The following is a 20,524-nucleotide window of genomic DNA, read 5'->3' as shown; positions in this document are numbered from 1 at the left end:
TTATTTATTTTCTAATTTCTTTTTTAATTCTTCTCTAGTAACCTTTTCAACTTTGACAGGAATCGTTTGAAGAAACTCTTGACCATAATCTTTAGTCCATAATCTTGGGTCTAAAATTACAAATTGACCATGATCCTGTTCTCCTCTAATTAAACGGCCCATTCCTTGTCTAAAACGAATGACAGCTCTTGGTAAACTATCTTTAGTAAAAGAATCGATTCCCTGATCTTCCAATTTCTTCTGCCTTAAACGAACTTCAGGTTGATCAGGAGATTCAAACGGGATTTTTGCCGCAAAAACAGTATCAATCCCACAATCATGAAAATCAATTCCCTCCCAAAAACTATCAGCACCAATTATAATTGACTTTTTAGCAATTACAAACCTCTTAGCAATTCGGTTATTGGAACCAGACAATCCCTGGGCCAAGATTTCAAAATCTTTTAGCTGTGGCTCATTCATAATCATGGTAAAAACAGTTTTAATTTTTTCTAAATTAGTCATCAAAACAAGTACATGGTGCTTATCTTGAATGTCACTAAGTAAAATTTGTGCAATAGTCTTTTCAAATTCTTCACTATCAGGGCTAGGCATATTATTAACTGCCAGTACCTGCAAATGCTTTTTTATATTAAAAGTACTTTTACCAATATATTCAACCGGATGTAATTCTGTTAAAGCTAACTGGTTGATTGCATATTCAAAATTTCGATTACTGGTTAAAGTAGCACTGACGAAGGCAATATGGTCAAAACGACTATAGATTTGTTTTAATACTTCACCAGCATCAAGCATTAACCAGTCTAAATTGGTACTTAGTGGATCATCAGGATTAGTAATCATCAAAATAAAGCCATCTTGCTCTAAACCTTTTTGATCAGAAAGCAAATCAGCCAATTGATAGCCCTTTTCAGAGTAATAATCTAGGCGATCAATTTGTTCCGTAATCTCATTAACTAATACCTCAACATTAGCCAGCATGCGTTCTTGTTCATTATATAATTCAAATAAAACCTGATTAGTTAAGTCCCTAACCTCTTCTAATTTTTGTTGGAACTTAGGTAAAATCGCTTTAAACTTGCTATTTCCGCCAAATAAACTTTTTCCTTGAAAACTAAGTTCTAGATTACCATTAGCTAAAACTGTCCGATTAACAGCATTATCTCTTTGAAAATAAAGTTGCTTTTGTAATTCATTAATTAACTGAATTAATTCCAAAATTTTAGGATCTATTTTCTTTAGTAAAAGGTTCAGCTGCACATCATCATTAAATTGCGCTTCAACACTTTCATCTGAGAAATAAAGCAAATTACGGAGATGACTTAAAACTCCCCACAAAGCTTCAAAACGCAAAGAATCATTACGCGAACTTACGACATTGTCTGTGAAACGATGAGCTTCATCAATGACTAAATACGGATTCTGACCCCAAATTGTATCCATATAGTGGTTAGCCAAATAAGCATGATTAGTCACCAATATATCCGCTTCTTCTTGTCGTTTACGCGCTAAATTCCAAAAATCGACCCCTGCAAAACGGCTACCTACTCTTGCATCCCCTGGATGTTGAATCTGTGCAAAGAGTGGTGCATTATAGTTAGTTAAATTTAATTCATCTAAATCACCAGTTTTAGTCTTAGTCAGCCAAACCAGTATCTGCATCTGTAATATCAAGGTTTGCTTATTCGGTGTACCTTGAAAAATCGTCTGTACAAATCCGTCAAGGTCAAGGTAACGACTACTTGACTTAACTACTTCTGCAGTCAAATCCAACTTAGTCACCTTAAATAACTGCGGAATTTCATGTTCAATCACTTGTTCTTGCAACACTTTAGTTGGTGTAGCTACAACTAATTTTCTACCAGAATAAAGCTGATAAGCATAAGCAAAAAGATAAGAAAAAGTTTTCCCAGTCCCGTTAGGTGCTTCAATTAGCATCGCTCTTTTATCTGGATCATTAATAAACTGATGCAAATGATTAATTAGGTCGACTTGAGCTCTACGAAAGTGTAAACGACCTTTAAATAGCTTTTGTTTCTCTGAGTCAGTCTTTGGGAATTTAGCATTCCCACCATGTGCTTCAGAATTATCATTTTGTTTTTGCAGAATAATATTACGCACTTGCATATATTCTTTACCTAAAGGCCGTTTTTCTTGACGTAAATTATCTGCAATCGTTGTAATCACCCAAGATGTATCCCGAATAAGCCCATGAGATAATGAACTGAGGGTATTCAGTGTAGCTTGAGGTAGACTTTCTAATTTATTAAAAATTTCAAGCAATAAAACTGCAGTCCCATAAGCATCAGAATCTGCCTTATGTGGATCTAAATGTTTAATCCCCAATTGTGTTGTCAAATCACTCAACTTATAAGATGGAAAAGTCGGAAAAGCAATCTTAGCCAGTTCTACAGTATCAATTGCTTTATTTGTAAGTGCCTCATAACCATGTTGCACTAGTTCATAATTCAAAAAAGGCAAATCAAAGTCAACATTATGAGCTACGAAAACAGTATTTTGCAAAATTTTAGTAATTTTGGGTGCATAATAATCAAAATCTCTTTGTTTTGCTACATCTTGATCATTAATTCCGGTTAAATTAACAACTGATTGTGGTATTTCACGATGCGGATTGATCAAAAATGAATAAGTTTTAACTACCTTGAGATTTTTAATAATAGCACACCCAAACTGAATAATATGATGCCCATTCTCACGTTGCGTTCCTGTAGTCTCTAGATCAACTACAGCAAATGTATCTTTAGTAAAACTTTTTGCCATAATTTCCTCCTTCCTCTATTTCACTTCAACCGCTTGTTTAGCATCAAGCAGAATTAAATATTTTCCAATAACTTTTTTTTGACTAAATTCATTGATAGCTTGTTCATATAGTCTAAGCTGACCTGTATATTTTTCTTTAATCAATTCAATTGATTCAGATAAATGCGATTGATCAACGTGGTCAGTTTTGTAGTCAAACAAAATAATACCATCATTTTTGACAAAATAGCCATCAATTGTACCATGAACCAAAATTTTGGCATTAGGATCTGAAAAGTTTTTAAACAAAGTTTTAGCGGAGATTAAACTAGAAAAATCTATTTCTCGCTTTAAATTCTCTGGCTTTTGCCAAAATTCCTCGGCAAAATTGCTATGAACAAACCACTCAATTTGGTCTTTCTTTAAACTAGAAACAATTTCTGGATTCAGTTTCTTTTGCTTAATCAATTCTTGAATTTCTACTTCTAGTTGATCTTCAGCACCATTGCCTTGATAATCATAATACTGCAAAATCATGTGTGTAGCAGTTCCAATTTCTGCACCAGTAAACTTAGTTTGATACAAGAAATTAGGTTTAGTATCAATCGGTTGTAAATAACGATTAGTCGATGTCAATAAGTGAGCATTCTCTAATTCGGTCTCGATCGGATCGTTGAATGCTTTTTTTATTTCAGATACCGCCTGATAAGCTGTAGTTTCACTAGCATCTTTAAACGGATAATTAAATTGATAAAGCCGTTTCGTGGTTTGATTTAAAAGGTTACTTTGCGTTTTATCATTACTTGTCTCCGCTTTCTGATAATCAGGTAGTTCACCGTTAGCATTTTCATAATTAATATACAAAAACGACTGACTCTTATCCAACGAATTAGTAATATCAGACATTTTCACAGCTAGGTGACGATCTAAAGCCAACGCAGGTCCCATAAAACTCAATGGACTAGTGGAAGATAACTTATCTGCTAATGATAATTGACCAATCTGATTTAGTTCAGTCGACCATTCTTTAACTCGTTTATCCAGATTAGGAACATCGCCAACCAAAATTAATTTCTGCTTAGCCCGCGTTAATGCTACATAAAGAATTCGCGCTTCTTCTTCTAATAATTGTCTTTTTTTAGTTACATTTCCCATCGCTTTAACTAAAGAGTCAATCCGATAATGTTCTTCACGGAGCGTAATTCCTATACTATCTGAGCTAATCACATAGTTACCTTTTAAATCACGCATTTGATATTTATGCTGCATCCCCACATAAAACACGATCGGAAATTCTAGTCCCTTAGAACCATGAATAGTCATTAATCTGACCGCATTACCAGCTTCTTTAGTTAATAAAGGCTGTGCCAAGTCCTTCTGACTTTGCCGCATCCGATTAATAAAATTGATAAATTGGTATAATCCCTTGAACCCTGCACTCTCATATGAAGCAGCACGTTCATATAAAGCTTCTAGATTAACTCGTCGCTGTTCACCATTAGGTAGTGCGGTCATTATCTCTAATAAATTTGTCCTAGCATAAATGCTCCAAATCAATTCAGAAATACGATGTGCCGTGGCAAACTTGCGCAAATCAGCTAGTTGATTTAAAAAATCTTTGATTCGAGTACTTAATTCATCTCCTACACCTACATAAGAAGTCAATGCACTATAGAAAGTAGAGTTCTTACTCTTGATACGAATTTTAGCTAAATCCTTTTCACCAAAATTAAACAAAGGCGAACGTAAAACTGAAACTAATGGAATATCCTGATCGGGATTATCAATGATCTTTAAGTAGTTCATCATAACAGTCAATTCAAAAGTTTGAAAATAATTCTTCGCATCAGTTACAAATAATGGTATATCCTGCTTAGCAAATTCCTGCATTATTTCCAAATTATCACTACGACTTCTAGTCAAGATAGCAATATCACTGTAACGTAACTCTCTCATTCCTGTTTTACTATCAAAGATTTGTACACGCTCTTCTTTTAGTTGCTTAATACGTGCTAAAACCATTTGAATTTCAGAAAAATCTATCTCATTTTCATCTTCATTACTGCTATTTTTCTTTTCATGAACAATTACTTCACTAGCTTTAGGAGTGTTTTCAGGATAATACTTAGCACCAAAAATCAATTGTCCTTCTTTTTGATAGTCAATCCCGCCAAAATCTGAACTTAGCACACTTTTAAATACTTGATTTACAATTTTGGTAACCGGCTCAGTAGAGCGGAAATTATCTGACAACAGAATTCTTTTGGTTTGTTTATTATCATCATTGGCAAAATCATGGTATTTTTTCAAAAATAAGCTTGGCTCTGCTTGTCTAAAGCCATAGATCGACTGCTTTACATCACCAACCATGAAAAGCGTATTTTTATCTTTATTTTTGATTTGCTGGATGATATTTTCTTGCAAAGCATTAATATCCTGATATTCATCAATCAAAATCTCTTTGAATTTATTTTGATAAAATTCACGAGCCATTTGAGAATTCGATGTATCTTGACTCAAAATCTGATAAGCCAATTGTTCCATATCACTATAGTCAAGCAAATTTTCACTGCGCTTCAGCTTATTAAACCGATCAATCAAGGCTAGCTCGGATTTAGCAATTGCAGCAACAATCTTTTGGCCGCGCTGCATGACTTTAATTTGTTCTTGTTCATCAACAGCAAAAAATGAAGTAAAAGTATCAAAAACAAAATTTTTTGCTTCATCTTTTAACTTTTGTAGGTCTTCATAAAAATTTAGAACATCTTCATCCCATTTACTTGACTTACGATAATTCACTGTAAAAACACACGAACGTAATAGTTCTCGTTGTTTATCGTAGTCTGCATCATTTTCTAAAGCAAAAACAAAATGATCTAAATTTTGTGCAAACAAGGTAAAAGCTTCCTTAGCCTTAGCTAGCTCTTTTGTTTCTATTACTGGATTTTCTAAATAATCATTAATTTTCCCTTGTAAGTCGCCAATACTAGTAAGCAAGTATGGCTTAATCTGTTTTTGCCACAAATCAGATTCCACGATACTGCCATTAACCACGTAAACATCAACCAATTTTTTTAACCATGAGCGATACTCAGGTTTGGCCATGGCAAAATCATACAAATCTAGCAACAAGTCGCGCGGGCTATCCGCATCTCGATCCCCTGCAAAGTTATCATAAAAATGCCTAAAATTTACGTCTTTCTCTTCTAGAAACTCCCCTTCAATTTCACGTAATGCACGTTCTTTTAACAATGCAGCTTGAGTATCATCAGTTAGAATACTAAAACTTGGATCTAAGTTTACAGAGTAATAAAAGCGATGGATTACTTCTAGACAAAATGCATCAATTGTAGAAATATTAGCAGTATCCACTTGATTTAGCTGCTCACGTAAATATCTGCGATTAGATCCCGGCTTTGCTAATTCAGCTGATAATGCCTGTTTAATTCTAGTTTTCATTTCTTCAGCTGCTGCTTTGGTAAATGTAATTACTAATAATTCATCAACTTGGGTTCCCGAAAGAATCTCCCTTAAAACGCGCTCAACAAGAACAGTTGTCTTACCACTACCTGCAGAAGCAGAAACCAGAATATCATGACCACGATCATCAATTGCTTGTTGTTGCTCTTTAGTAAATTGAGACAATTTTATTGTTCCTTTCCTAATTTCTCTTTGATCTTAAGAATTAATTCTTTTTTATTCAGATTGTTTATTTCATGATATTGATTTTGACGCAGCATCGCATCAAAAAAGAATACATCACGATAATCAGAATAAGTTAAGGCATTCTTCGCTTTGCCATAACGATATGGATTAAGTTCAATTTTTCCAGATAAAATTTGGCTTGATGCTTGTCGAATAAGATACTCATCGTATTCTAGCAGTAATTCAATTTCTTTCTCACTAAAGTTGCGGTCACGTGGCAAGCTAAAGCCACCTCTAGCCTTAGTTTTAACCCCAGTATACAGTTCAGAAGAATAGCTAGGATGATCATCAAGTAATGGCTCAGCTTCTACTAAGATTTCTGGATCATTGCTGATTAAGCCAGTATACATCAGCTTGGGTTTACTATCAGTTGCTCCCTTTTTCAAATTTAAACTACTATCAATTAGTTTATTGCTATTCAAACGTTCTAATTGTCTAGTAACAGTTTGATAAAAAGCACCCAATAATGAAAGACGATCTTTTCCAGCAAAAAATTGATCATTTTTAGTCAAAACATCCAAATAAGAAACCATCTGTAAAGCAATTCCGTTATAAAACATCCCAAGATCAAATTTTTTAGCTGATGACTTGTAATCAATAACCTGGGCTAAAACTTGATCCTTATCATTGAAATTGGCCAAATCAACCCGGTCCATTTTACCGCGCAAATCAACTTTATGTTGACCTGATATATCTGGCACTTCTAAGCTTAATCCTTTGATTTTTTCGCCTAACCCAAAACTTAATTCAGAATACTTAGCCCGTAACGGGGTTTCCTTCAAGGAGCGCCGCCAATTATGAGCTACCTTAGAAGTAGTATGGTCTAGACACTTGAAAAGATATTGATTAAAAGGATCATTCATTAATTGAGAATATTTTCCTTCATCCTTCATCACATTTCGCACCGAATTAAGCATTTGTTCCAGTTCTATGCTGCTTAAATCTGCTAAGTCGGTATGCTGCTTGTTTAGTTTTTTCACTAAACGGTCAAAAGTCTCGTGAAAATAGTTTCCAGCTTGAATAATATCAAATTCATTTTCAAACCGTCGCCGCAGCTTAAGCCCATAATTCAAGAAATATTCATATGAATTTTCATAAAAAGTTTCCAGTTGTGACACAGATGAATTCAAGTTTTGACCATACAATTGACTAGCCAAGTCCTGACCAATATTTTCTGGCTGGTTATCAAAATCACTTGCTTCAAGCACTGTCTTCGTTTTTTGAGGTAATTGCTCCTGTGTGATTTTTAATAACTCTTGCACAGCAAGACCTGAATTTATTGAATTCATATAGGTTAAATAGCCTAAACTTGCATCAGGGTTAGTAATGAAAGACAAAAGATCCTGCATCTTTTCTGGCAAATCATGTTGAACAAATTGCTGAGCACCATAATCCTTTAAACGTTGATAATAAATTGAAGGATCAAGTTCTTCATTTGAAGCATTAAGCACTGGATAAGATACATATACCCTATCTTGTGCTAAAGCTAGCGACAAACCAAACTGATAATTTTGGTCTAAGTTATTAAGCTGTTGACTATCTTCTAAGTAAGATTCTGAATTAAAACTATTTTGTAGCTGATTCAAGTTTTCAGTAGTTAAAAAACCTGGCATTTTCTGAATTTGGGGTAAATTACTAGCAGTAGCGCCAATGATAAACACTTGCTTATAGCCGCTAGTTTGTACCATCCCCATTTCAGAAAGGTTTACCGCATCAAGTGTTGAAGGAATTTGGGAAAAATTTGCTTCTCGGAAAGCACTAATTAACATATTAAAGAATTCATTTAAATCAAAAGTTTCAGGATTAATTGCTAAATAGTCTTGCAACAGCTGCATTAATAAATCCCATAATTGCTCTGGTTGCTGCGCCTGCTGTAAATCACCGGCTGCATTCGCCTCATCACGCCATTTTTCTAATCGGTCGGCAATTCCGTTCTTAGTTAAGAACTCAAAAAATATCGTTAACGCCTTTTGACTATCTTTTTCTTGCTCTATTATTTTGAAAAATGTTGAAATCTTATCAACCAAGTAGCTGCGCAAACGATCGATCTTAGCTACTTCATCATCCATTTTGTCTAAGCGGATCACTTCAGCATTCACAAAATTATCAAAGTGTTTTTTCCATAAATTATGATTAATACCATGAGCCAGAACAAAATTCTCTAGTTCATCAACATCATGAATATACTCCGCCTCTTCCTTATACCAAGAAGGTATTAACAAGTGTGTCTTTAGGATGGCTAGCATATTTTGTGTTTGAAACGGATTCTCATGTAAGTTAAATAAGCTTTCAATTAAAACAACCAGAGGATGATACTTCATTTCCTGTTGTAAATCATTAAAAAATGGAATCTGATTTTGACGTAAAATTGGCGTCAAATAAGTCTCGTATTCCTTTAAATTTGGAGCTAAAATCAAAAAATCATGATAGCGATAGTTGCTTAGTGCTACCTGTTGATAAATAGTCCGCGCTACAAAATAAGCCTCTGCATATCGAGAGTCTGCTTTAACTAATTGTACCTGCTTCAATTCGTCAACTTTAGGAATTGTCTCCGTCCAAAGACTATTTAATATTTCACGACCATTTGGTTGCGAATTAAGCGGAAAAGTTGCTGTCACGTAGTCCATTTTTCTCTCTTGTAAGAACAGCGTTAAGCGCTTAATAGTTTGCTGGATTACATAATCATAATCTCCTTCTTCCGCACTAGAATTAATTTCACCTAAGCGCGTTTTAAACGCAAGGATTACATCTTTTGCTTTACGCATCAAAATTTTAATCGTTAGTGTTTCCTGTAATGAAAAATGTGAAAAATCACAGAAATAAAAACTGGCTTGCTTTAAATTTTTACTTTTAGCTAAAATTTCATTTAGTTGCAGCTGAACCTCATTCTTAGTAGAGAATTTACCCGCAATTTCTTTAATAAAGGCATCATAGATAATCCGCAAATCATGTAATTTATTTTTAGTTTCTTGATCTAAATTATCCTCTGATATCTCGTCTAAATCTAAATTTCCGTCATAAACTTGCAAAATTGTCTGATAAAGCTGATTTACTAATCCAGAATTAACATTAACATTTTCAAAAATAGTCAATTCATCTTTTTTGTTCTCAATAATATGAGCTAAGAGCATTGCACTAGCTGCATCATCTAGTTGATTAGGCAATCCTTGTTCGGCATCTTTTAAGAAAAACCAAGCTAAACGCGAAAAAGACAAAACATGCAAATTTTTAACTGCAGTCTCAGTTTGTTGTTTGCTTGTTGCTAATTTGTTAATTGCCCTAACTTCTGTGGTAAACTTAATATGATTAGGAACGATGATAAAAGTTTCTTGTTCTGGGTGTTGCTGATAGTTTTCAACTGCTTCTTCCAGAATTTTTTCTTGTAATGGGTCGGTTTGTCGTCCTGTAAGAATTTTGATCATTTGTTCGCACTCCTTGCTTTTTATTTTATCATAGCAAGGGCAATCTTTTGTATAAATCTATTTTAAGGATGATTAAAAATGAAAAGCAGCTATTTAGCTCATGGCAAGGTAATTATTATTGGAGAGCATTCAGTAGTTTATGGATATGATGCTTTAGCTATGCCAATTAAGGCTTTACACATTAAAACTACTGTTGAATCTGCTTCTCAAATGTGGATGGATACCGCTCGCTACCACGGTCCATTATTTGAAGCACCGGCAGAATATGATGGCCTAAAATACGTAGTTAAACATATGCAAAAAAAGGCTGGCAATAACCATCCACTTAAAATTACATACACTGGTGAAATTCCAATGGAACGTGGTTTTGGTTCAAGCGCTACTGTTGCATTAGGTACCACTAAGGCAATGAACCAATTCTTTCAGCTGAATATGACTGAAAAAGAAATTATGACTGTAACTAATCATGCTGAAATGATCAATCATGGTAAAGCTTCTGGTCTTGATGCAGCCACTGTTAATTCAGATTATCTAGTTTTTTTTAATAAAAAAATGGGGCCTAAAATATTACAAACCAAATTAGGAGCTACCCTGTTAATCATGGATACTGGTCAACTAGGCAATACAAAGGAAGCTGTTTTTTTAGTTAAAAAAATGCTTGAAAAGTCCGACTATGCCAAGAAAAAAATAGCTCGCTTGGGTGAATTAGCGGATCTTACTAAAAAAGCTTGGATCAAGCACGATCGTCAAGCAGTTGGACAGATTTTTAATGAAGCACAAGAAATTTTGCACTCATTTGATCTTTCAACAAATAAAATTGACCAACTGCAAAAAATTGCCTTGTCAAATAACGCTTTAGGCTTTAAATTATCAGGCGGAGGTCTTGGCGGCATTACTATTTCCTTGTGCGATAACGAAACTGTCGCCCAAGAAATTGCCGCTAAATGTAAAGATTTAATTAGTGACTACTGGATTGAGGAGATTTAATGAATAGAACCGCACGAGCACATACAAATATTGCTTTAATCAAGTACTGGGGCAAAGCTGACGACAAATTACGTCTTCCTTTAATGTCCAGTTTATCAATGACTTTAGATGCTTTTTATACTGATACTAGCGTTGAAAAAACAGATGGTGAAAATCAATTTTTCTTAAATAATCAACAGCAAACTGCTGCAGCTAGTCAACGTGTTTTTGCTTATCTAAAAAAATTGCAGGCTCGTTTTCACGTCACTGGCAATTTAATCGTTAAATCTGTCAATCACGTCCCTACTTCTGCAGGATTAGCATCATCTAGTTCTGCTTTTGCGGCACTAGCTGCTGCTTTTTGTCAATGCTATGACATCAACATTGATCTAGAAGATTTATCTCGTTTAGCCAGGATTGGATCTGGTTCTGCCAGCCGCTCCGTTTATGGCGGTTTTGCTGTTTGGCAAAAAGGTAATAGCGACGAAACATCTTACGCATATGCACTAGATGAAACACCAACGATGGATCTTCACCTTTTAGCAGTTGAATTAAATACCAAACAAAAAAAGATTTCTTCGACTTATGGTATGAAAGATGCCCAATCTTCTCCATTTTTCAGGCCCTGGCTTGAACGCAACGATTCAGAATTAAATGAAATGATCAAAGCTATAAAAAGTAATGATTTCACTGCCCTAGGCCAGTTAGCTGAGTTAAATGCAAATGAAATGCATGCAATTAATTTAACTGCACAGCCTGAATTCACTTACTTTGAGCCGCAAACCATTCAAGCTATTAAATTAGTTGAACAACTTCGTACTGAAGGAATTGAATGTTACTATACAATTGATGCAGGACCAAATATTAAGGTACTTTGCCAATTAAGAAATAGCAAAGATATCATTCAACGCTTTTCGTCCGAATTTAATAATGTTAATATAGTGAATGCAAGTTTTGGTCCTGGAATTACTTATTTGGACTAGTTGTAATTAAAAAAGTTAATTAGATTCGAGGATTTAGTTCTTTTGATAACAGAAAAAGCGCCCGGAAAGTTATACATTGCCGGAGAATATGCAGTATTAGAGCAAGATTGTCCTGCTATTTTAGTAGCAGTTAACCAATTTGTACGTGTGTCAATCACTAAGAGTAAAGGGGCAACTGGCTTAATTCACTCCAAGCAATACTCACAGGATTCGATTCATTGGGTTCGTCAGGGCTCAAAAATGGTAATCGATAATCGTGACAACCCTTTTGAATATATTTTGTCAGCTATTTCATTTACTGAACAATATTGTATTGAGCAAAATATCAAGATGAAAGTCTATGATTTACACGTCAATTCAGACCTAGATTCTGCAGATGGTAAAAAATATGGTTTAGGTTCAAGTGCAGCCGTCACAGTAGCTACAGTTAAAGCTATCTTGCGTTTTTATGGCGTAAAAATGAGCAATGAACTGGTTTATAAATTATCGGCTATTTCACACTATTCAGTTCAAGGAAATGGCTCAGCTGGTGACATTGCAGCTAGTGTCTATGGCGGCTGGTTAGCTTACCAAACTTTTGACAAAAAATGGTTAAAGCAAGAATTAGCTAATAAGACTTTAGTTCAAGTCGTTAATGAAGCTTGGCCTGGCTTAAAAGTTGAATTACTAACTCCTCCTAAAGATATGAAACTGATGATTGGTTGGAGTCAAAAGCCAGCATCAACTTCACGCCTCGTTGATGAAACTAACGCTAATAAGGCGGCTTTGAATATGGAATATAAAAATTTCTTAGCAGCTTCTAGAGCTTGTGTTTTAAAGATGGTTCAAGGTTTCGAAGCAAACAATATTGCTTTAATCAAACAACAAATTCGGGCTAACCGTAAATTGTTGCAGCACTTTGCCAAAATTAACCAAATTGCCATTGAAATTCCACGTTTATCGCAATTAATCAAAATTGCAGAAAATTTTGGTGGAGCTGCTAAAACTTCTGGTGCTGGTAATGGTGACTGTGGCATTGTGATTACAGATGCTAATACCGATGTTGAAGCACTTGAAAGCGAATGGCGCCATAATGGAATTATGCCTCTTAATTTTAAGGTTCACCAGATTATCATGGCTCATTGATGGAGAGTTCTATGTCGATTAGATCTGAAAGAAAAGAAGAACATCTGAAGTTAGCTCAGATGTTTTTTAATAAAGAAAAATATAATAGTTTTGATCAACTGCATTTGTTGCGCCCTGCTCTGCCTGAAACAAAAGTCGATCCAACTATTCTGGGATCAGAAATGTTTGGCAAAAATGTTTCTGCGCCTTTTTTTATCAATGCTATGACTGGTGGCTCAGCTGCTTCTAAACAAATTAATCAAGCATTGGGACAGGTTGCCCAGCAGCAAAATATTGCCCTAGCTTTGGGATCTGCCAGCATTTTAGCTAAGGAAACTGATCAACTAGACAGTTTTATGGTTGCCAGAGCAGAAGATCCAGATGGTGTACTAATTGTTAATGTTAATCCAGAAACACCAATCTCTGCAATTAAACAAATTATCCAAGAATTAAATGCAGATGCGCTTCAGATCCATTTAAATACAATACAAGAAATTGCCATGCCTGAAGGTGATCGTGACTTTCGTTGGCTTGATTCAATTAAAGCAATTCGTACCGCTATCGATTTGCCCATTATTATTAAAGAAGTCGGTTTTGGATTGGATCAAACAAGCATTCATCTTTTAAAAGTAAATGGCATTGAATACTTCGATGTCGCCGGTTCTGGTGGCACAAACTTTGCCCAGATTGAGAATGCACGTAATGCCAGTGACGTTTCATACTTAGAAGATTTAGGTTTACCTACTGTGGTGACTGCTCTGATGGCATGGCAAGAGCAAGTTAAATTTTTTGTTTCTGGTGGAGTACGTAATCCCCTAGATATTTTAAAAGGTTTAGCTCTAGGAGGAAAATTTGTTGGTATTTCAAATGTTTTTTTACAAGAATACATCCAAAATGGTAGTACTGGATTAGAGCAATTAATTACTAATTGGAAAAATGAATTGGCTGCTTTAATTGCTGTTTACGGCAAAAAAGATTTAGCATCCCTGGTACAAATAAAAAAATACTATGATTTACCATTAAAGGCTCAAATCGATCAGTTACTGTAAAGTAAAAGCACTAGTTAATGATTACTAGTGCTTTTACTTTACATAATTTTCCTTATTTAATTTCAAGCAATTTGGCAATTTCTTTTTGAACAGCACTTTCATTACTTGAACCAATAATTTGCCCTGCAGCTTGTTTGGCTTCTGGCAACGCCGTTGCAGTAGCAAAACTACGGCCTACATATTTCAGCATTCCTACATCATTACCGCTATCGCCAAAAGCTATCATCTCATTTGATTTGATCCCTAATTTTTGACTCAAATATGCTAGACCTACTGCCTTATTCATTCCCTTAGTTTGCATATCAATCGAGTCTGCTGCACCAGAAACAAAACCAACCTCCGGATATTTTTCTTTTAATTCGCGCAAAATTTTAGACATTTTATCTTCTGGCACTGTCAGACTGACCTTGAAAATCTGATCATCAATTTCTCCAAAAGAATCTACTACAGTAATATGCTCCATGTATTTTTTCATTTCTTGTTTATAAGCTCGTCCACTGCTCTTTTTAACATAAGCACTTACTAGCCCCATCACTACAGCTGGATATGGATATTCAGTAGTTATTTTTAATAAAGTTTGATATATGTCATCACTTAACGAGTCAACATGCAAAATTTGTCTTCCTTGAGCAACTAATGCCCCATTTTCAGCTACAAAATAAATTTTATCCAAAACCTCAGGAAAACGAGTCATTAAGTTAGCATATTGATTGCCACTAGCAACTACAAATTTAATCCCCTGCTTTTGCATTTCCGCAAATTCACGCCAAAATAATTCTTTATCATAGTCTTTCTGGTCAGTTAACCAGGTTCCGTCCATATCTGTCGCAATTAGTTTTATCATTTTCTCAATCCCTTTGGGTAAAAGTTCTTCAATACTTGATTACCAGCGATTTTGCCAAAACTAAATATTAATTTTTGATAGCTGACTAACACAAAGCCCCGCAAATCACTGTCCACTTTAACGGTTTCACCGTGCAAATAATTTTGGTATTCTTCAATTGTCGGTAAATCATAAACCCGTTCTTGCTTTACCTTACCTAGCACTTCTGCCAATTGATGTCCTGGTTCAAAACGTTTTTTCTTTAATATACCCAACTCGACTCCATTATTAATTACATGAAGCTTACTTTTTTCAGGCAAACTGATTGCAGGAATATAGACATGTTCATTACGGACTTTTGCTTTATTACGCCAGTCACTTAAAGCAACTGGTAAATTAAACTGATCCATTACCTGACCAACTAGTTCCTGATCATTTTGGGTTAAGCGCCACGGATCACGCTTGGCTTTTTTGTTTTTGCTCTTTTTTTCAATTCTAGCTTTACCTACTTTTTGTAAAACTGCCACAAATTGTCCTTCACCTATACCATCTTGAGGCCAAAAGCGTAATGTTTTAGTCAAATCAGGATTTCCATCAGCCCACTCAGGCTGTCCAACATCAATCTTATTAGCTTGTATCCCTGTATCTAAAATTGTAAAACCATATTCTTTATTTAACCAGCTAACAATCTGCTCATCCTCTTCTGGCGCAAAGGTACAAGTTGAATAAATTAAGCGTCCGCCAGGTTGAAGCATCTTAACAGCTTCATTGAGGATCTCTTTTTGACGGTTCTGGCATGTTAAAACATAGTCTTGAGACCAATAACCAATTGCCTCCGGATTTTTTCTAAACATTCCTTCACCACTACATGGAGCATCGACTAAAATCACATCAAAAAATTCTGAAAAAATTGGAACTAACTTTTCTGGACTTTCATTAGTAATTAAGGCATTACTGATGCCCCAACGTTCAATATTTTCCCGTAGTGCCTTTACTCGTGTTGCAGAGATTTCATTAGCTACTAAAAGGCCCTCACCCTTCAATTGTTCTCCTAATGCTGTTGTTTTTCCTCCAGGCGCAGCACACAGATCTAGCACGCGCTCTCCTGGCCGAACACCACTAATTGCCGCAGGAAACATAGCCGCTGGATCTTGAGAATAAACACTACCGCTTACCCACTCAGGATCTTCCCCCGATACTTCACCATAATAGGCTGAATTTATTTGCGGTACTGAATCAGTAAGCTCATATGAAACCTTAGTAGGCTTCAATGTATTAATTCTAAAAGCTTTTTTGCTCTCTTCATTCATCGCCGCAAATAGTTCTTGTGCTTTTTTGGTACCTAATAATTTTTCATATTTAGTTTTAAATTCATTTGGTAGATTTAGCAATTTTCCTGTCCTTTCTCACTAAGTAATAGACCATCCCACAAAACGCCAATACAATTACAACCCAGGAAGCTATTAATGTAACTATTAAAGAACCATATGTTGAATAAAAGGCATGCCATCTTAAAAAGAAGTATGTAGCAAGGGCAAAAATAGCCTCTATTAAAAATAAACGTACGCTGCGGTTAATTACCCAATTGCGCAGCAAATCATCGTGTAGACGTGTTAAACGAGCCTGACGCTTAATTCCTATTGCAAGCAACATATTTGTGATCATTCCGACCAATAGGCAAACAACTAACATTAAAATATCCGGCACGACAGATAAACGATCACGATGATGCTCTTGAACAAAAGACGGAATATGCAAACTAGCATGATAATGCTTAGCAATCTTTTCAATCACTGCAGGTGTTGCATCTACTACAATTCGATAATTCTTGAGCTGGTCTTTAGCAGTTGGCTGATCAATTCCTGTACTTAGATAATATTTATCCATTTCTACCTGTGGATAGTCCTTAAATTCGCCTATAACAGAATAATAATTTTTGCCTAAAATAACATATTTATTATTCTGCACATCTAATAAATTAAGTTTAACTGTTGGCCCCAGCACCACAAAAGAAACCTGTCCTTTAAAATCATCAGGCGAAAAATAGCGACCACTCTCAGTTGGCAAGCCAGTAACGGCATGATTAGCCCAAACAAGCACTTGTTTTTTTTCATAATTATTATCTAAATGCAGTTGAATTTGATGATTCGCATAATTTTTGTCCAAATATTTTAGGAAAATACTAATCTTTTCATCACTATCTGTTCTAAAATAGCGGGTATTATTAGTTAAGCCGTGTGCTTCCAGCAATTCGTCAGCATAACTAGATTCAATATTGGAGAGCATTGTTCCAATTCCTAAAAAAGATAATAAAAGAATCAGTAACAAAAATATCTTTTTAAAATTCATTTTTTATTTCAAATACCTGTTCATTAATAAAATCGAAGCTTTGCAAGGAATGATTAATCTCGTCTAAAGCTGCACTATTTTTAAACCAATTTTGGTGCCAAAATTCTGGTGAATTAGTAGCACCATCTTTTTCACCAACAAAGAGCAAATGACAACTTGGATTATACTTATGCCAAGCTGCCACAGTTTCTAAATCTCCGTGACCGAAATTTGGTGACCACGAACATAGAACTAGATTAACTGTGTGATACTTCTTAATTGCTTGGTCAGCTGGTAAATCTTCTACTGGATAAAAAGGCTTAGCTCCAGTGGTCGACGTCTTGGCCCACTCTAATGAGTCTGTACTGTGAACTTTAATTCCAACCTGAGCCAAAGCTTGAGACCAATACGCGTTGCCTGCCATGATTTCTAACGCTGTTTGCACATGCAGCTTATTTTTAATTAACTGCGCAGTCTGAATATTAGGCAGAGACCAGATGCCATATATTAAAGAGAGATATTGCCGAAAATTATTAAGTAAATTATTTAAATCCCTTAAGGCCCCTTCTTTATCTGGTCCCACCTCAACTAAAACTTCTTCAAATTCATCTGGCAATAAACCTAATCTGCGTGGTGCCCGCTTCAATGGCTTACCTGCTTGTACATAACTATCAATTAATGCTATTTCTTCAACTTGTCGTTTAACCGCAGGATGATTTATCTCTTGCTCTAATTTTGTTAATTTCGTCAAAAATTTTGTCATACTTAAACACCTTAATATGATTTTACCATTCAACGGCGGAGAATTCAGTTATAATAAGACTAGCAAGCAAAGGAGATATTCTATGGTTGAAACCAAAAAGAGAAATGATGATGAAAGCATTGGCCGCTTTGTTTTAGACATAATTATTATGTTTGCAATTTTGATGGGAATTTACTACTTTATTTTTAGTTTTTTCCTATCAAATGAAACAGTATCTGGTCCATCAATGCAGCCCACATTTGAGAATGGCGATCGTTTGATTGCTGTACGTCATTTTACGCCTAAACGAAATGATATCGTCATTCTAAAAGCACCAGACCAAAAAGGTGCTCTGTATATCAAGCGAATTATTGGTACACCTGGTGATATGGTTACTTCTAAAAATGATAAGCTTTACATTAACGGCAAACAAATTGCAGAACCATATTTAAATAATGGCTACCAAAGAAAGTCACATAAATTAGGTGAACTCTATACTAACAATTTCACTTTAAAAAAGCGAGTACCTAAGGATAGTTACTTCGTCATGGGAGATCACCGTGACGTCTCAAAGGACTCCCGTTACTTTGGGTTTGTTAAACGAAGCGCGCTAGTTGGACGAGTCGTATTCAGGTATTGGCCGTTTACACAATGGAAAACATTTTAATTGAAAAATTACAAAAAATTTTATTTTTCGTCCTGATTTGATTAAAATTAAAGAGTAAGGAGAAATTATTATGAATGAGCAAGAAGAATTATCTGATGCAATTATTAATTTTCAAGTAAAACACCATGTTAATGACACTGATCTAGCATTTGCTAGTCACCTATCAGTTGAAAAAGTCCATGCTATGAAAACTGGTGATGGTCAATTTACAGCTGAAGAAGTAAATCAACTTTATGACTATATGTCAGCTAATGCTTAGTTAACTACAAAAAAGAGCTTCATTTCTTGATTGAAATGAAGCTCTTTTTTTGCATTAATTAATCTATTTTTGGTTCAAGATATATCTTCACGAATACTAGATTCAAAATACCGAAAACAAGGCTAACAATAAACAAGCATAAATCATCTAACCAGATTGGATCGGTTGCTTGTAAATTTGGACTCTTATCAACAAAGCCCTGTAACTTAGACATAAAGATCATGCCGCAGTAAGCTGCGACAATTACCAAAATTGCGATAATTAACAAGCGAGCCCAAACTGTACTCTTAAACGGCAAGAAATCAGTAATTACTCGCGAACTAAAATTGGCAAAGCTGACAAAGAAGTAAATGATTAAAATTATCAAAATGATAAACAACCAATGAAAAGCAAGCATTCGATTGCTAGTTATTTCAACGCCGGGAACTGTTTTAATTGGATACAGACCAAACTCACGAAATGCTTGAGCAAAACTGTCTGCCCCGCAACTAGGGATCAGCAACAGACTATTAACGATTTCTTGCAGCAAGAAGAAATAACCACATGCCAGCAAACTGCTAAATATATTAGCTAAGTATGTTTTTCGTTCATCGCTAGCTGCTAAATGCCAGGTTTGACTCAGATTAATTTTTTCATTTTGCCAACATGTAATCGCACAAAAGGCAAAATCAATGTATAAAGTCACATAGACAAAATTATTGCGCCAGAATTGCCCTAAATTTTTAGACGGCAGATTTGCTAGACCATTCCAATTTTTGAAAAGAAGAAAATAACCTGATAAAAATACTACAGCAAAGATATTAATTAAGAAAACCAAATAAATAAATTTTCTTTTTTGCGTCCACATTTGCCTAAACAAGGTCCAAAAATTCGTCACTATCTACCCCTCCCCTTCAATTAACGATTAATTATCTTAGGTTCGACAAATTTACTCATTAAGTAGCTGTCGATTGCTCCTAAAACAATTGCTCCTGCAAAGTACTCAACCACTGAAATACCCAATGGATCATATGCTGCTTCTTTGGCAAAACGATGCAAATACATAGCAGTAATTTGTTCGTTTAGCTGTTCAGCAATCAAGATTGCAATAATCACAATCACTGCCATCACAAATAACTTAATGACAATATTATTGTTAACTGGCAATTGATCAACAATTACTTTCGTCAAAAAATTAGCAAAACTGACAAAAGTCATAATAACTAAAACCGTTCCAGTTAAGAACAATAGAAATTCAATTAATAAACTAGCATCTGCCCAAGTAACTTTAGCATCAACTAAGTCATGAAGCAGTGAATAATGATGACTTAAATTATCAATCATAGCAGCAACGAAGCCTAAAATGACTTGAATTACAAAAATATAAATACATTCAACTAAACTAGAAAGCATATTAATCAGCCAGATTTTGACACTTGAAGCTGGAGCTAGCTGCCAAGTTTGACTGAGGTTGATTTTTTCATTTTGCCAGCAAAGCAGACCAACAAAAATCACATCGGCAATCGGCGTTTTGAGCATTCCTGCACTAAGCAAACGATCTAGCCAATTACTGTCCTTACTAATGTTGAGATAAGCTAAATTGCTTTTATCTAACAGAGCCATTACCAGCAAAAAAAGGACTGCAAAAACTTGTAATAACAAAACTAAGTTAGCGTAGCGCCTTTTTTGCACAAACATTTGCTTAAACAAGGTCTTAAAATTTGCCATAAAAAACTC

General features: G+C 35.0%; 15 protein-coding genes. 6 read left to right on the top strand and 9 right to left on the bottom strand.

What is annotated here, in order from left to right; all coding sequences use genetic code 11:
• Genes CP363_RS05555 through rexB form a run of 3 tightly spaced genes read right to left on the bottom strand, consistent with a single transcriptional unit; the run spans position 1 to position 9,887 of the window.
• Positions 1–2,781, bottom strand: coding sequence for a DnaQ family exonuclease/DinG family helicase (locus tag CP363_RS05555; RefSeq protein WP_089145765.1), 2,781 nt, complete (start codon positions 2,779–2,781; stop codon positions 1–3).
• 15 nt (positions 2,782–2,796) lie between these two features.
• On the bottom strand, positions 2,797–6,405 hold the full coding sequence (gene addA / locus CP363_RS05550) for a helicase-exonuclease AddAB subunit AddA (protein ID WP_065990345.1): 3,609 nt from the start codon (positions 6,403–6,405) through the stop codon (positions 2,797–2,799).
• Positions 6,406–6,407: 2 nt separating this feature from the next.
• Positions 6,408–9,887: an ATP-dependent helicase/nuclease RexB gene (rexB, locus tag CP363_RS05545; protein WP_098035978.1), complete on the bottom strand. Its 3,480-nt coding sequence runs from the start codon at positions 9,885–9,887 to the stop codon at positions 6,408–6,410.
• 78 nt (positions 9,888–9,965) lie between these two features.
• Between rexB and mvk the strand changes: the two genes are divergently transcribed.
• The 4 genes from mvk to fni are packed head-to-tail and all read left to right on the top strand — an operon-like array spanning position 9,966 to position 13,989.
• Positions 9,966–10,874 (top strand): mevalonate kinase, encoded by a 909-nt coding sequence (mvk, locus tag CP363_RS05540; RefSeq protein WP_089143296.1) that lies wholly within the window; start codon positions 9,966–9,968, stop codon positions 10,872–10,874.
• Complete coding sequence (gene mvaD, locus CP363_RS05535; protein WP_013086410.1) at positions 10,874–11,836, top strand: diphosphomevalonate decarboxylase; 963 nt, start codon at positions 10,874–10,876, stop codon at positions 11,834–11,836. The genes mvk and mvaD overlap by 1 nt, the downstream gene beginning before the upstream one ends.
• Positions 11,837–11,878: 42 nt before the next feature.
• The gene (locus tag CP363_RS05530) at positions 11,879–12,961 is read left to right on the top strand and encodes a phosphomevalonate kinase (protein ID WP_005719692.1); all 1,083 of its coding nucleotides are present in this window, start codon (positions 11,879–11,881) and stop codon (positions 12,959–12,961) included.
• An 11-nt stretch (positions 12,962–12,972) separates the two neighbouring features.
• Positions 12,973–13,989 (top strand): type 2 isopentenyl-diphosphate Delta-isomerase, encoded by a 1,017-nt coding sequence (gene fni, locus CP363_RS05525; protein WP_057726665.1) that lies wholly within the window; start codon positions 12,973–12,975, stop codon positions 13,987–13,989.
• Between the two features lie 52 nt (positions 13,990–14,041).
• Here the strand turns inward: fni and CP363_RS05520 are convergent, their stop codons facing one another.
• From CP363_RS05520 to CP363_RS05505, 4 genes are read right to left on the bottom strand one after another with little or no spacing between them, the layout of a single operon-like run.
• Positions 14,042–14,833 carry a Cof-type HAD-IIB family hydrolase gene (locus CP363_RS05520; protein ID WP_098035977.1) on the bottom strand — a complete coding sequence of 264 codons (792 nt, stop codon included), beginning with the start codon at positions 14,831–14,833 and terminating at the stop codon, positions 14,042–14,044.
• Positions 14,830–16,203, bottom strand: coding sequence for an RsmB/NOP family class I SAM-dependent RNA methyltransferase (locus tag CP363_RS05515; protein WP_089143295.1), 1,374 nt, complete (start codon positions 16,201–16,203; stop codon positions 14,830–14,832). Before CP363_RS05515 ends, CP363_RS05520 begins: the two co-directional genes overlap by 4 nt.
• Positions 16,184–17,161 (bottom strand): hypothetical protein, encoded by a 978-nt coding sequence (locus CP363_RS05510; protein ID WP_083554561.1) that lies wholly within the window; start codon positions 17,159–17,161, stop codon positions 16,184–16,186. The genes CP363_RS05515 and CP363_RS05510 overlap by 20 nt, the downstream gene beginning before the upstream one ends.
• Positions 17,151–17,903, bottom strand: a complete 753-nt coding sequence (locus CP363_RS05505) for a hypothetical protein (protein ID WP_013086416.1) — start codon at positions 17,901–17,903, stop codon at positions 17,151–17,153. The genes CP363_RS05510 and CP363_RS05505 overlap by 11 nt, the downstream gene beginning before the upstream one ends.
• Before the next feature lie 82 nt (positions 17,904–17,985).
• Between CP363_RS05505 and lepB the strand changes: the two genes are divergently transcribed.
• Both lepB and CP363_RS05495 read left to right on the top strand, forming a co-directional pair.
• Positions 17,986–18,549, top strand: a complete 564-nt coding sequence (lepB, locus tag CP363_RS05500) for a signal peptidase I (RefSeq protein WP_005722374.1) — start codon at positions 17,986–17,988, stop codon at positions 18,547–18,549.
• Positions 18,550–18,619: 70 nt separating this feature from the next.
• Entirely contained in the window at positions 18,620–18,808 is a 189-nt protein-coding gene (locus CP363_RS05495; protein ID WP_013086417.1) for an LBP_cg2779 family protein, read from the top strand.
• 58 nt (positions 18,809–18,866) lie between these two features.
• On the opposite strand, the gene CP363_RS05490 is transcribed toward CP363_RS05495, so the two are convergent.
• Positions 18,867–19,685 (bottom strand): hypothetical protein, encoded by an 819-nt coding sequence (locus tag CP363_RS05490; RefSeq protein ID WP_098035976.1) that lies wholly within the window; start codon positions 19,683–19,685, stop codon positions 18,867–18,869.
• A 20-nt stretch (positions 19,686–19,705) separates the two neighbouring features.
• Positions 19,706–20,515 carry a hypothetical protein gene (locus tag CP363_RS05485; protein WP_013086419.1) on the bottom strand — a complete coding sequence of 270 codons (810 nt, stop codon included), beginning with the start codon at positions 20,513–20,515 and terminating at the stop codon, positions 19,706–19,708.
• Positions 20,516–20,524: the final 9 nt, after the last annotated feature.

Origin of the sequence: Lactobacillus sp. UMNPBX12 (assembly GCF_002553955.1) — a bacterium.
Taxonomy (GTDB): domain Bacteria; phylum Bacillota; class Bacilli; order Lactobacillales; family Lactobacillaceae; genus Lactobacillus; species Lactobacillus crispatus.
The sequence above is the reverse complement of the archived record's forward strand: the minus strand, read 5'-3'. Positions and strand labels throughout refer to the sequence as shown.

Coding starts and splice junctions, on each gene's coding strand:
- CP363_RS05485 (WP_013086419.1), bottom strand. CDS start 20,515: ATGGCAAATTTTAAGACCTTGTTTAAGCAAATGTTTGTGCAAAAAAGG.
- CP363_RS05555 (WP_089145765.1), bottom strand. CDS start 2,781: ATGGCAAAAAGTTTTACTAAAGATACATTTGCTGTAGTTGATCTAGAG.
- lepB (WP_005722374.1), top strand. CDS start 17,986: ATGGTTGAAACCAAAAAGAGAAATGATGATGAAAGCATTGGCCGCTTT.
- CP363_RS05495 (WP_013086417.1), top strand. CDS start 18,620: ATGAATGAGCAAGAAGAATTATCTGATGCAATTATTAATTTTCAAGTA.
- CP363_RS05520 (WP_098035977.1), bottom strand. CDS start 14,833: ATGATAAAACTAATTGCGACAGATATGGACGGAACCTGGTTAACTGAC.
- CP363_RS05510 (WP_083554561.1), bottom strand. CDS start 17,161: ATGAATTTTAAAAAGATATTTTTGTTACTGATTCTTTTATTATCTTTT.
- mvk (WP_089143296.1), top strand. CDS start 9,966: ATGAAAAGCAGCTATTTAGCTCATGGCAAGGTAATTATTATTGGAGAG.
- CP363_RS05505 (WP_013086416.1), bottom strand. CDS start 17,903: ATGACAAAATTTTTGACGAAATTAACAAAATTAGAGCAAGAGATAAAT.
- rexB (WP_098035978.1), bottom strand. CDS start 9,887: ATGATCAAAATTCTTACAGGACGACAAACCGACCCATTACAAGAAAAA.
- mvaD (WP_013086410.1), top strand. CDS start 10,874: ATGAATAGAACCGCACGAGCACATACAAATATTGCTTTAATCAAGTAC.
- fni (WP_057726665.1), top strand. CDS start 12,973: ATGTCGATTAGATCTGAAAGAAAAGAAGAACATCTGAAGTTAGCTCAG.